General features: G+C 65.9%; 9 protein-coding genes. 6 read left to right on the top strand and 3 right to left on the bottom strand.

All coding sequences use genetic code 11. The annotated features are described in order from the left end of the window. Window positions 1-21 precede the first annotated feature (21 nt). Window positions 22-756, top strand: coding sequence for a CoxG family protein (locus BJG93_RS13280; protein ID WP_027198730.1), 735 nt, complete (start codon window positions 22-24; stop codon window positions 754-756). A 106-nt stretch (window positions 757-862) separates the two neighbouring features. Here BJG93_RS13280 and BJG93_RS13275 read toward each other — a convergent pair whose 3' ends face one another. Beyond that, entirely contained in the window at window positions 863-1,858 is a 996-nt protein-coding gene (locus BJG93_RS13275) for a helix-turn-helix domain-containing protein (protein WP_027198729.1), read from the bottom strand. 140 nt (window positions 1,859-1,998) lie between these two features. On the opposite strand from BJG93_RS13275, the gene BJG93_RS13270 reads away from it, so the two are divergent. Continuing rightward, window positions 1,999-2,637 (top strand): isochorismatase family protein, encoded by a 639-nt coding sequence (locus BJG93_RS13270; protein WP_027198728.1) that lies wholly within the window; start codon window positions 1,999-2,001, stop codon window positions 2,635-2,637. A 94-nt stretch (window positions 2,638-2,731) separates the two neighbouring features. Here BJG93_RS13270 and BJG93_RS13265 read toward each other — a convergent pair whose 3' ends face one another. After that, window positions 2,732-3,376 carry a TetR family transcriptional regulator gene (locus BJG93_RS13265; protein ID WP_027198727.1) on the bottom strand — a complete coding sequence of 215 codons (645 nt, stop codon included), beginning with the start codon at window positions 3,374-3,376 and terminating at the stop codon, window positions 2,732-2,734. 429 nt (window positions 3,377-3,805) lie between these two features. Between BJG93_RS13265 and BJG93_RS13260 the strand changes: the two genes are divergently transcribed. Genes BJG93_RS13260 through BJG93_RS13250 form a run of 3 tightly spaced genes read left to right on the top strand, consistent with a single transcriptional unit; the run spans window position 3,806 to window position 9,812 of the window. Further along, window positions 3,806-5,041 carry an efflux RND transporter periplasmic adaptor subunit gene (locus BJG93_RS13260; protein WP_027198726.1) on the top strand — a complete coding sequence of 412 codons (1,236 nt, stop codon included), beginning with the start codon at window positions 3,806-3,808 and terminating at the stop codon, window positions 5,039-5,041. A gap of 18 nt (window positions 5,042-5,059) precedes the next feature. After that, on the top strand, window positions 5,060-8,290 hold the full coding sequence (locus BJG93_RS13255) for an efflux RND transporter permease subunit (RefSeq protein ID WP_027198725.1): 3,231 nt from the start codon (window positions 5,060-5,062) through the stop codon (window positions 8,288-8,290). 1 nt (window position 8,291) lies between these two features. After that, complete coding sequence (locus BJG93_RS13250) at window positions 8,292-9,812, top strand: efflux transporter outer membrane subunit (protein WP_027198724.1); 1,521 nt, start codon at window positions 8,292-8,294, stop codon at window positions 9,810-9,812. A gap of 112 nt (window positions 9,813-9,924) precedes the next feature. Here the strand turns inward: BJG93_RS13250 and BJG93_RS13245 are convergent, their stop codons facing one another. Then, window positions 9,925-11,334 carry a nucleobase:cation symporter-2 family protein gene (locus BJG93_RS13245; protein WP_027198723.1) on the bottom strand — a complete coding sequence of 470 codons (1,410 nt, stop codon included), beginning with the start codon at window positions 11,332-11,334 and terminating at the stop codon, window positions 9,925-9,927. A 460-nt stretch (window positions 11,335-11,794) separates the two neighbouring features. On the opposite strand from BJG93_RS13245, the gene BJG93_RS13240 reads away from it, so the two are divergent. Then, a complete protein-coding gene (locus BJG93_RS13240; protein WP_027198722.1) occupies window positions 11,795-13,261 on the top strand; it encodes a xylulokinase in 1,467 nt (488 codons plus the stop codon). Window positions 13,262-13,296 lie beyond the last annotated feature (35 nt).

The following is a 13,296-nucleotide window of genomic DNA, read 5'->3' as shown; positions in this document are numbered from 1 at the left end:
CGCGTTCGTCAGGGGGTTGTCATGGAACTGAACGACGCGTTACGGATTCCGCTGGCGCCGTCCGAGGTCTGGGACGCGTTGCAGGACCTTGCGCTGTTGCGTGCCAGCCTCGACAACTGCGAGTCGTTCGTGCGTCTCGCTCACGGCGAATACGCGCTGACGGTGACCGTGCCGCTCGGCCCGTTGCGCGCGCGTTACGAAGCACGCGCGCACGTCGCCGGCCAGGATTCCGGCCCGGCGGACGCGCAGCGCCGCACCGTCAGCTTCAAGGCTCGGGCCGAGGGCATCGGCGCGTTGCGCGGTCAGATGGAAGTGCGTTTGCGCGCTGACGATGGCCGGGAACGCGGCACGCGTATCGATTACACGTTGTGGGCCACGTCGTCGGGACCGCTCGCCGAGCTGCCGACGCGCCAACTCGAGAACGCGCTTCGTCAGCTTGCCGACGATTTTTTCGCCGAGTTCGACGCCGTCGTGCGCGCCAAGCACGGCAAGGGACCGAACCGCGCGCGTGGCACGGTGCCACGTCGGCAGTACGTGTTTTTGCGGCCGATCACGCTCGGTGGCATCGCGCGGCGCGCGCGCATCGAGCACAGCCATGCGCTGCCGGGACGAGCGGCAAGCGCGTCGCATAGCTGGTCGCATGGTGTGTCGCATCAAGAACCCGGTCAGCATGTCGTGCCGTACTGGGCGTGGGCCGGAATGATTTTTCTGGTCGCGCTGTTGTTGTATATCGCACGCTGGCTCAGCGAGCATTGAGGCGCGGAGTTGCGCGCAGCGTCTGGTGAAACACGCCCGACGTGCCCGTGCGACTACGAAATCTCGGTGACGCACTACGAATTAGCGGTGCTCCCGCCGCCTCCATCTAATCCCCCCGAAACTCCCGCCGCCACGCACTCGGCGACGTCCGAAACGCGTCCGCGAAATGCTGCCGCAGCGATGCGGCCGAGCCGAATCCGGCGCTCGCTGCAATCGCTTCGACCGACTCGTCGGTGCTTTCCAGCAGTTGTTGCGCACGCGAGAGCCGCTGCAAGAGCAGCCACGCGCCCACGGTGGTGCCGGTCGCGAGCCGGAAGCGTCGCGTGAATGTGCGGCGGCTCATCAGCGCGCGCGCGGCGAGCGCGTCGAGCGTATGCGGCGCGGCCAGGTTGCCGCTCACCCAGTCGAGCAGGCCGGACAGACGGTCGCCGCGCGGGTTCGGCGGCATCGGCTGCTGCACGTATTGCGCCTGGCCACCCTGGCGATGCGGCGACACGACGAGCCGGCGCGCGATCTGATTCGCCACGCGCGCGCCGCAGATGTTGCGCAGCACGTGCAGGCAGCAGTCGAGGCCGGCGGCTGTGCCGGCCGAGGTCAGCATGTTGCCGTCGTCGACGTACAGTACGTCGGGGTCGAGCCGCACCCGCGGGTAGCGGCGCGCGAAGTCGTCGGCCCAGGCCCAGTGCGTCGAAGCGGGCCGTCCATCGAGGAGACCCGCCGCGGCCAGCACGTAAGCGCCGAGGCACAGGCCGACGAGCAGGGCGCCGCGCGCATGCGCGGCCGTCAGCGCGTCGAGAAGCGCGGCGGGCGGCGTTTCGTCGGGATCGCGCCAGCTCGGCACGATGATCGTCTGCGCGTCGGCGAGGGCTTCGAGTCCGTGCGTGACCGCGATCGAGAAGCCCGCTGTCGTCGCGAGCGTGCCCGTTTCGGCGGCGCAGACGCGGAAGTCGAAAGCGGGAGCACCGCCGCCCCTGCGGTCTTCGCCGAACACGACACAGGGCACCGACAGGTGAAACGGGCTGATGCCGTCGAACGCGACGACGGCGACTACGTGGCGCGGCACGTGGTCGTAGACATCGTCGGAAGATGCGAAGGTGGCCATGCCGGGTGTCTCATGAATGCAAGAAGTATGGCCCGATTCTAGCGAAGCTTGTCATTCGGGTCGCTATCGGTGGCCGGGCAGCGGAGCAACAATGCTGTCGTTCACGCCACCGACCGTTTTTTCCGACAAGGAGCCTTGCCATGACCACACCCGCGCCGCGCCGTGCGCTGATCGTCATCGACGTGCAGAACGAATACGTGAGCGGCGACCTGCCGATCGAATTTCCAGACGTGCGCACGTCGCTCGCCAACATCGGCCGTGCGATCGATGCGGCGCGCGCCGCCGACGTGCCGGTCGTGGTCGTGCAGAACGTCGCGCCCGCCACCTCGCCGCTGTTCGCGCGCGGCAGCGCGGGCGTGGAACTGCACACGGTGGTGAGCTCGCGCGCTCATGACCATTTCGTCGAGAAGTCGCTGCCGAGCGCCTTCGCAGGCACCGATCTGGCCGACTGGCTCGCCGCCCGGCGGATCGATACGTTGACCGTCACCGGGTATATGACCCACAACTGCGATGCATCGACGATCAACCACGCCGTGCATGCCGGGCTCGCGGTCGAGTTCCTGCACGACGCGACCGGCTCGGTGCCATACGAAAACAGCGCGGGCTTCGCGAGCGCGGAGGAGATTCATCGCGTGTTCAGTGTGGTGCTGCAGTCGCGCTTCGCGGCGGTCGCGAGCACCGATCAGTGGATCGCGGCGCTGCAGAGCGGTGCACCGCTCGAGCGCGGCAACATTTATGCGTCGAACCAGACGGCACGAGCGCGGCGCGCGGTTGCCTGAAGTCGATGCAGCGGGCGGATCATCCGGTCGACCAACAGAAACGGGCGGTTCACCGAGCCGCCCGCTTCCCCAACCCGCAACCTTTGCGCACCTTCTACGCCGCCGCGCTCGTGCGCAACGCCGGACTCAGGCGCAAGGCGTCGAACATCGCTTCCACCATCCGCTGCGCGTGTGCGCCGAAGTCGGTCGCGTCGGGCAAGAACAGCATGTCGCGCAACGAGCCGCCGACGAACGCGTGCACCATCGCCGCGGCAAGCTTCGTGTCGAGATCGGCGGGCATCTGGCCTTTGGAGATCGCGTTGCGCAGGCCGCCCGCAATCTTCGCGAGCCCCTCGCGCATGTTGGTCTGATACCGTTCCATCACCGGCCCCATGTCTTCGACCAGCTCGCACTTCAGAAACAGAATGTCGAACACGCGGCGGCGGCGCGGATCGTTGGCGGTATCACGCAGGCAGACCATGCAGATTTCCATGAGGCGCCCAAGCGGATCGGCTTCGTTGGGATCGAGCGACGCCGCCTTCAGTTCGTCGAGCGGCAGCAGCACGCGGTCGAACATGGCGGTGAAGAGCTCGCTCTTGTGCGCGAAATGCCAATAAATGGCGCCGCGCGTGACCCCCGCGGCCTGCGCGATGTCGGCCAGCGATGTGCGTGATACGCCTTTCTCGAAAAAGACCTGTTCGGCCGCGTCGAGAATCCGGTTGCGTGTCTCCAACGCCTCTTCTTTGGTTCTTCTGACCATATTGGTGTGACCTGCGCTGATCGCGGGTTTATGCGGCGGTTTTAAGTCGGTCCGATGACAATTTGATTACTTCCAAAGCGAATCGCGGCTGAATTTGCGCTCTCCGCCCGTTCAGGAAAAGTAAATGCACTTTTACATGCATTCATGAATGTATATATAATAGCACCCCACGATCGGATAGCCCAAGCCGTGACGACCGGTTAATATCCGTCACTGTTGCCTTTCGAAAGCGCTACCGCAGCCGTCAAACGGCGGCACTGTGCGGCATTCCCCGGTACGGCGCGTTCGTAGCAAGGTGCCCTGCAAGCGCAGGTTTGCATTCATGGGCTTTCCGGTTGAGCGTCGCGAGACGCCTGTGTGCGCTGTCGTCCCCCGGGGGTAGGGATGCGCGCACTTTTTCATTACTCAGTCTTTGACAGAGGTCGCTCCATGCGCGTCGAACGGGTTCCATTCCGCTTAATCAGTGCCGCGACGGCTGCCATTTTGCTGGCGGCGTGCGGACCAAAACAATCTGCCCCGCCGCCACAGACGCCCGAAGTCGGCGTCGTCACCCTCCAGCCGACGACGGTGCCCGTCATCACCGAACTGCCTGGCCGTACCAGTGCCTTCCTCGTCGCGCAGGTGCGCGCGCGGGTCGACGGCATCGTGCTGCGCCGCGAGTTCACGGAGGGTAGCGAGGTCAAGGCCGGCCAGCGTCTGTACAAAATCGATCCGGCGCCGTACATCGCGTCGTTGAACAATGCGAAGGCATCGCTCGCGAAGGCGCAGGCGAACCTGGTGACGACCACCGCGCAGGCCAATCGCTATAAGGTGCTGGTCGCGGCGAACGCGGTCAGCAAGCAGGACTACGACAACGCGGTCGCCGCCGAAGGCCAGGCCGCCGCCGACGTCGCCGCGGGCAAGGCCGCGGTCGATACCGCGCAGATCAACCTCGGCTATACCGACGTGACCTCGCCCGTGACCGGCCAGATCGGCGTGTCGCAGGTCACGCCGGGCGCCTTCGTGCAGCAGAGCGCGGCCACGCTGATGGCCACGGTCCAGCAGCTCGACCCGGTCTACGTCGACCTCACGCAATCGAGTCTCGAGGGGCTGAAGCTGCGCCGCGATATGCAGGAAGGGCGTCTGAAGACGAGCGGCCCGGGCGCCGCGCAGGTCACGCTGGTGCTGGAGGACGGTCGCGTCTATCCCGAGAAGGGCAAGCTGCAGTTCACCGACGTGACCGTCGACCCGGGCACCGGCTCGGTCACGGTGCGCGCGATCTTCAAGAACCCGAACCACGTGCTGCTGCCGGGCATGTTCGTGCGCGCGAAGATCGACGAGGGCGTGAACCAGAATGCGCTGATCGTGCCGCAAGTCGGCGTCACGCACGACCAGAAGGGTCAACCCACCGCGCTCGTCGTCGACAACGACAACAAGGTCGGGCTGCGTCAGCTCGTCACCACGGGCACCTTCGGCTCGTACTGGGTGGTGTCGGACGGACTGAAAGCGGGTGACCGCGTGATCGTCCAGGGCACCGACAAGGCGCGTCCCGGCCAGCAGGTCAAGCCCGTGGCGGCACAGCTGCCCGGCGCCCCGGCTTCCGACGCGGTCGCGGGCGGCGCACAGACAGGTCAACCCGCGGCTCAACCCGCGGCTCAGCCTGCCTCCGCCGCCTCGGGCGCGTAATAACAGGGAGCCCGCTTCATGGCAAAGTTCTTTATTGATCGCCCGATTTTTGCATGGGTGATCGCCATCATCCTGATGCTCGCGGGTCTCGCGTCGGTGTTCACGCTGCCGATCGCGCAATACCCGACCATCGCGCCGCCGTCGATCCAGATCAGCGCAACCTACCCGGGTGCTTCTGCGAAGACGGTGGAAAACACCGTCACGCAGGTGATCGAGCAGCAGATGAGCGGTCTGGACCACCTGCTGTACCTCGCGTCGACCTCGGACGACTCGGGCACGGCCACCATCACGCTGACGTTTGCGGCCGGCACCAACCCTGACATCGCGCAGGTGCAGGTGCAGAACAAGCTGCAGCTCGCCACGCCACTGCTTCCGCAAGCGGTGCAGCAGCTCGGCACCAGGGTCACGAAGTCGAGCAGCAGCTTCCTGATGGTGATGGCGTTCGTGTCGACCGACGGCAGCATGAACAAGTACGACCTCGCGAACTACGTGGCGTCGAACATTCAGGATCCGGTCAGCCGTATCGATGGCGTGGGCACGGTGACGCTGTTCGGCTCGCAGTACGCGATGCGGATCTGGCTCGACGCGAACAAGCTGAACAACTTCGGCCTGACGCCGCTCGACGTCTCCTCCGCGCTGCAGGCGCAGAACGTGCAGGTTGCGGGCGGCTCGCTCGGCGGTACGCCGTCGGTGCCGGGGCAGGTGCTGCAGGCCACGATCACGCAGGCCACGCTGCTCAATACGCCCGAGCAGTTCGGCAACATCCTGCTGAAGGTGAACCAGGACGGCTCGCAGGTGCGTCTGCGCGACGTGGCGCGCGTCGAACTGGGCGGCGAAAACTACAACTTCGACACCAAGTACAACGGTCAGCCGACGGCAGGCTTCGGTATCCAGCTCGCCACAGGCGCGAACGCGCTCGCCACCGCGAAGGCGGTGCGCACGAAGATCGCCGAACTGTCGAAGTACTTCCCGCACGGTCTCGTGGTGCAGTACCCGTACGACACGACGCCGTTCGTGCGCCTGTCGATCGAGGAAGTGGTCAAGACGCTGCTCGAAGGTATCGTGCTGGTGTTCCTCGTCATGTACCTGTTCCTGCAGAACCTGCGCGCCACGCTGATCCCGACCATCGCGGTGCCGGTGGTGCTGCTCGGTACCTTCGCGATCATGAGCGTGGTCGGTTTCTCGATCAACGTGCTGTCGATGTTCGGTCTCGTGCTCGCGATCGGCCTATTGGTGGACGACGCAATCGTGGTGGTGGAAAACGTCGAGCGGGTGATGCAGGAGGAGGGCTTATCGCCTCGCGACGCAACCCGCAAGGCGATGGACCAGATCACCGGCGCGCTCGTTGGCGTGGCGCTCGTGCTGTCGGCGGTGTTCGTGCCGGTGGCGTTCTCGGGCGGCTCGGTCGGTGCGATTTACCGGCAGTTCTCGCTGACGATCGTCGCGGCGATGGTGCTGTCCGTGCTCGTCGCGCTGGTTCTGACGCCGGCGCTGTGCGCGACGATCCTGAAGCCGATTCCGAAGGGTCATCACGAAAAAGCCACCGGCTTCTTCGGCTGGTTCAACCGCACCTTCAACACCAGCCGCGACAAATACCACTCTGGCGTGCACCACGTGATCAAGCGCTCGGGCCGCTGGCTCATCATCTACATGGTGGTGATCTTTGCGGTGGGCCTGTTGTTCGTGCGTCTGCCGAAGTCGTTCCTGCCGGACGAAGACCAGGGCACGATGTTCGTGCTCGTGCAAACGCCATCGGGCTCGACGCAGGAAACCACCGCCCGCGCGCTGAAGGACGTGTCGGACTATCTGCTGAACGACGAGAAGGCGATCGTCGAATCGACCTTCACGGTGAACGGCTTCAGCTTCGCGGGTCGCGGCCAGAACGCGGGTCTCGTGTTCGTGCGGATGAAGGACTACTCGCAGCGTCAGCACGCGGACCAGAAAGTGCAGGCACTCGTTGGGCGTCTGTTCATGCACTTCAGCAGCTACAAGAACGCGGTCGTGTATCCGGTCAATCCGCCGTCGATTCCCGAACTCGGCACCGCGGCGGGCTTCGACTTCCAGCTGCAGGACCGCGGGGGTCTCGGTCACGCGAAGCTGATGGAAGCGCGCAACATGCTGCTCGGTCTGGCGGCGAAAGATCCGACGCTCGCGCAGGTGCGTCCGAACGGCCTGAACGATACGCCGCAGTTCAAGGTGAGCATCGACCACGAGAAGGCTTCGGCGCTCGGCGTGTCGCTTGCCTCGATCGACCAGACGTTCTCGATCGCCTGGGCCTCGTCGTACGTGAACAACTTCCTCGACACGGACGGCCGTATCAAGAAAGTTTACCTGCAGGGCGACGCACCGTTCCGGATGAAACCGGAAGACGTGAATGCCTGGTTCGTGCGCAACGGCGCGGGCGCGATGGTGCCGTTCTCATCCTTCGCCAGCACCGAGTGGACCTTCGGTTCGCCGAAGCTCGAGCGCTACAACGGTATCTCGTCGGTGGAAATCCAGGGTGCGGCCGCGCCGGGCAAGTCGACCGGTCAGGCGATGGTGGCGATGGAAGCGATCGTCAAGAAGCTGCCCGCGGGCATTGGCTACGAGTGGACGGGTCTGTCGCTGCAGGAGCGTCAGTCGGGTTCGCAGGCGCCGATTCTGTATGGCATCTCGATCCTCGTGGTGTTCCTGTGTCTCGCGGCGCTGTATGAAAGCTGGTCGATCCCGTTCTCGGTGATCATGGTCGTGCCGCTCGGCATAATCGGCGCGCTGCTGGCCGCGACGCTGCGCGGGCTCGAGAACGACGTGTTCTTCCAGGTGGGTCTGCTGACCACGGTCGGTCTGTCGGCGAAGAACGCGATTCTGATCGTGGAATTCGCGCGAGAACTGCAGCAGGGTGAAGGCATGGGGCCGGTCGAGGCCGCGCTCGAAGCGGCGCGTCTGCGGTTGCGTCCGATCCTGATGACCTCGCTCGCGTTCATTCTCGGCGTGTTGCCGCTCGCCATCAGTAACGGCGCGGGGTCGGCCAGCCAGCACGCGATCGGTACCGGCGTGATCGGCGGGATGTTGACGGCGACCTTCCTCGCCATCTTCATGATTCCGATGTTCTTCGTCGTGATTCGCGCGAAGTTCGGCGGCGAGAAGGAAGACCCGGATGAGGCGCTGCGCCACTACCAACAGCACCATCCGCACGATCCGCAAGGCGGCGCGGCGGGTGGCACGGCCGACGGGTCGGATGGCAATGGCTCGGGCAAGGATGGGCATTGAGATGCAAAAACACTCTTTGATTGCAGTGGCCGTCGCGCTGCTCGTCGCGGGTTGCACGCTGGCACCGCACTACGAGCGGCCCGCCGCGCCCGTGACGGCGACTTTCCCGACGGGCGGCGTCTACGACCAACAGCCGGGCACACATGGCGCGCGCAGCGCAACCGGCCACGCCGCCGCCGACATCGGCTGGCGCGATTTCTTCGTCGATCCGCGTCTGCAGCAGCTGATCGAAATCGCGCTGAAGAACAACCGCGATCTGCGTGTGTCGGTGCTGAACATGCAGGCGTCGGCGGCGCAGTACCGGATCGTGCGCGCGGGCCTGTTCCCGACGCTCGACGCCGCAGCTTCGCAGAGCCGGCAGCGCACGCCGCGCGATCTGCTGGCGTCGCCCAACGCCCCGACGATTTCCAACACGTACTCGGTGGGCTTGAACGCGTCGTGGGAAATCGACTTCTTCGGGCGCGTGCAGAGCCTGAAAGATCAGGCATTGGCCACGTACCTCGGTACCGCGCAGGCGCGCAAGGCGGCGGAAATCTCGCTGGTGACCCAGGTGGCGAACCAGTACATGACGGTGCTCGAACTGGACGATCTGCTGAAGGTCACGCAGAACACGCTCAAGACGGCGCAGGAGTCGTACCGGATCACCAAACTGCAGTTCGACAACGGTACGGGTTCGGAACTGGATCTGCGCCAGGCGGAAACGGTCGTCGAGACCGCGAACGCCAACCTGCAGGCGCAGGCGCGTTTGCGGGCCCAGGCTGACAATGCGTTGGTGCTGCTGATCGGCGAGCCGTTGCCGGCTGATCTGGCGAGCGGCCTGCCGCTGAACGACCAGAACCTGCTCACGGATATTCCGGCGGGTCTGCCGTCCGATTTGCTGACGCGTCGTCCCGACATCATGGAAGCCGAGGAGAATCTGCTCGCGGCCAACGCGAACATCGGCGCGGCGCGCGCGGCGTTCTTCCCGAGGGTCACGCTGACCGGCAGCGTCGGCACGCTGAGCCCGACGCTCGGCGGTCTGTTCAAGCCGGGTTCGGCGGCCTGGAGCTTTGCGCCGTCCATCACGCTGCCGATCTTCGAGGGCGGGCAGAACATGGCCAACCTCAATCTCGCCGACATCGAGAAGAACGTGCAGATCGCCACGTATGAAAAGGCGATCCAGACGGCCTTCCGCGAAGTGGCGGATGGACTGGCCGCGCGCGGCACGTACGATGAACAGATCGCGGCGCTCGAGCGCGAGGTCGCGGCCGAGCAGCGGCGGCTGGACCTGTCGACCCTCCGTTACACGAACGGTGTCGACAGCTATCTGTCGGTGCTGACCGCGCAGACCTCGCTGTACGCGGCTCAGCAGCAACTGGTTACCGCGCGCATGGAGCGCCTGCAGAACCTGGTCACGCTATACCAGGCGCTCGGCGGCGGCTGGGTCGAGCACACCGGCGATCAGCAGCGTCCCGCCGACGCGCCGGTCGACTACGGTGCGGCGAGCGCGCCGGTCGCGGCTTCGGCGGCAACGGCAGGTTAAGCGCCTCGTTGACGAAGCGCTGAAGCAAACGAAAACGCCACGGCATGCCGTGGCGTTTTCGTTGATGCGCGTCGTTCGGCGCCGCTCGCTGCCTCGGCGCTGCATCAAATGCTCAATGCAGGTCCGCCGCCCGCAGCATCTCGTTGTGCCGCGGTTCGCCGAGCGCGCCGGCGTCGAGATCGTGCCCGGCGCGGCGAAGCTCGCTCGTCGCCTTGTTCTCGCTCTTCACGCCGTTGAAAATCAGGTTCAGCACGACCGCCGACACCGACGCGAGCAGAATCCCGCTATGCAGCAGCGGCGACAGCGCCGGCGGCAGTTGCGAGAAGAAGTGCGGCGACACGACCGGCACGAGGCCGAGCCCGACGCTGACCGCGACGATGAACAGATTGTGTTGATTCCTGACGAAGTCCACCCGCGACAGCACCTTGATGCCGTTCGCCGCGACCATGCCGAACATCACGATACCCGCGCCGCCGAGCACGAACGCCGGCACCGACGCGACCACCTGCGCCATCTTCGGAAAGAGGCCGAGCAGCACGAGGATCACGCCGCCCATCGCGCAGACGAAGCGGCTCTTCACGCCGGTCACGCCGATTAGCCCGACGTTCTGCGAAAACGACGTATGCGGAAACGAATTGAAGATGCCGCCGATCAGCGTGCCGAGCCCGTCGACGCGCAAGCCGCGCACCAGCGTCTGCTGATCGACCGGACGATCGACCATGTCGCCGACCGCGAGGAACATGCCGGTCGATTCGATGAAAGTGACGAACATCACGGTGACCATCGTCGCGATCGACAGCGGATCGAAGTGCGGCAGGCCGAAGTGGAACGGCATCACGAAGCCGACCCACGGCGCGTGCGTGACGCCGTCCATGTTGACGCGGCCGAGCAGCAGCGCGATCACGAAGCCCGCGACGATGCCGAGCAGCACCGAGATATTGGCGACGAAACCCCTGGCAAACTTGTTGATGAGCAGGATCAGCGTCAGCACGAGGAACGATAGACCGAGGTAGACCGGATTGCCGTAGTCGGGATTGCCGACGCCGCCGGCTGCCCAGTTGATGCCGACTTCCATCAGCGACAGGCCGATCACCGAAATCACGACGCCGATCACGACCGGCGGGAAGAAGCGCAACAGTTTGCCGACCGCGGGCGCGAGCAGAATGCCGATCACGCCGGCCGCGATCGTCGAGCCGAAGATGTCGAGGATGCCCAGCGAAGGATTGGCGCCGATCGCGACCATCGGGCCGACGGCCGCGAACGTGCAGCCCATGATGACGGGCAGACGGATGCCGAAGATCCACAGTCCGAGCGTCTGGATCAGCGTGGCGATGCCGCAGGAAAACAGATCGGCGCTGATCAGGAAGGCGACCTGGTCTTTGGGCAGTTTCAACGCCGCGCCGATGATCAGCGGCACCGCGACCGCGCCGGCGTACATGACCAGTACGTGCTGAATGCCAAGAGTGAGCAACTGACCCGCGGGTAGGCGCTCGTCGCACGGGTGAACCGTGTTCGCTTGCATATCGTCAGTCTCCACCGTCTCGTGTTGGGATGACTCCAAGGTATCGGCGACGAAAATTCGCAACAAGACCATACGTGGCTATTCCGGCATTCCCGGCGACGATATGCGCAGGCGTCGTTTGAAAGGCGAATTAAAGCCGCGCGTTCGACCGATCGGCTGCGGCCAGGCGGCGAGGCCGATGCGGCGGCCATTGCGCGCGGACGTCGCGTGCCTGGCGCGGCTTCGTCGCCGGCGGGGATATGTGTGAGAATCGATGACGTGTATCACGCTGCGCACATAGTTCCGTTTTGACGACGGCTCGCCGCATGCGGGGTTAACCCGCGAAGGGCCTTTTTCCTCGTGTTTTCCGACCCGTTCGCTAAACGTTCGCGGTATCGCCGCGGCGGGGTTATCCGGCTTCGCTTTCCGCGCTGGTCGAGAGCCTCGCCGGTTCATTTCTTATTTCAACGTCACTGCGCTCATGAGTTTTCTTGGCATCGACCTCGGCACCGGCTCCCTGAAAGTGGCAATCGTCGACGAACATGGCCGCGAGCAGGCGATGTCGAGCGTCGCTTATGCGCTCGTTACGCCGCACGCGGGCTGGGCAGAAATCGACGTCGACACCTGGTGGAACGCGCTCGTCGATGCGATGGCGAGCCTGCCGCGCGAGCTGCGTGACGGCGTGCGCGCGATCGGCTTGTCCGGCCAGATGCACGGTGTCGTATTGCTCGATGCAAACCGCGCGGCGGTGCGGCGCGCGATGCTGTGGCCCGACTCGCGCGCGCTCGCCGTGCTCGATGCGTGGCCCGAGCCGCAACAGAATCCGGTCGCGCCCGGCATGGCCGGTCCACTGCTGCGCTGGCTGGTGACGCATGAGCCCGAAGCCGCGCGCCGCACCCGCTGGGCGCTGCAGCCGAAGGACTGGCTGCGCGTCGCGCTCGGTGGCGCGTGCGTGACCGATGCGTCCGACGCGTGCGCGACCGCGCTCGCCGATCCCGCCGGCGCGTGGGACGCGGCGCTGCTGGAACGGCTCGAGATTCCGCGCGAATGGTTCGCGCCGCTGGCGCCGTCGTATGCGGCATCGGGCGCGCTGTCGCCGCAGGCCGCGCAGGCGCTCGGCTTGCGCGCCGGCATCGCGCTGGCAACCGGCGGCGCCGACACGCCGTGCGCGGCGCTCGGCAGCGGACTCGCGCGTGATGGCGACGCACTGCTGACGACCGGCACCGGCGGACAGATTGTCGTGCTCGCGAACGACCAGCCGGCGCCGTTCAAGGGCTTGCATCGCTATCGCGCGGCGAGCGATCACTGGTATCGGATGGCGGCAATGCAGAACGTCGGCATCGCATTGGAGCGGGTGCGCGGGTGGCTGTCGTACGAGTGGGCGCAGGCTTACCGCGAGGCATTCGGCGATACGGCCGATGCCAGCGCTGATGCCGCCGCTGATGCCCCATCAACGCTCAGCTTCCTGCCCTACCTGACCGGCGAGCGCACGCCGTGGCTGAACCCGCAGGCGCGCGGCGGCTGGCTTGGCCTGTCGCTCGAGCATACGCGCGGCGCGATGATGCGTGCGGCGTTCGAGGGCGTCGCGTTTTCGCTGCGCGCGGGGCTCGACGCGATTCGTGCGAGCGGCGCGCCGGTGACGGCGCTCAAGCTCGCCGGTGGTGGCTCGGTCGATGCGCGCTGGCGACAACTGCTCGCCGATGCGCTGGACGTCGAACTGCACGCGGTCGATTGTCCGAACGCGGCGCCGCGCGGCGCGGCGATCCTCGGCGGTCTCGCGTGCGGCCACTGGCACACGCGCGATCTCGCCGCGCTCGCGCCGGGCGCGACGCGCGTCGCGGGTCCGCGAGGCGATGCGGCGCTTGCGGAACGCTATGCGCGCTTCGTCGATCTGTATCAACGGATCGAGCCGTGGTTCGGTGCTGGCGCGCCGCGCGAAGCGAAGTAGCAGTGGTGAGCGCGGCCATCGGCAACGCTGCGGTC

Origin of the sequence: Paraburkholderia sprentiae WSM5005 (assembly GCF_001865575.2) — a bacterium.
Classification (GTDB): Bacteria; Pseudomonadota; Gammaproteobacteria; order Burkholderiales; family Burkholderiaceae; genus Paraburkholderia; species Paraburkholderia sprentiae.
This window is presented reverse-complemented; position numbering and strand designations above follow the sequence as displayed.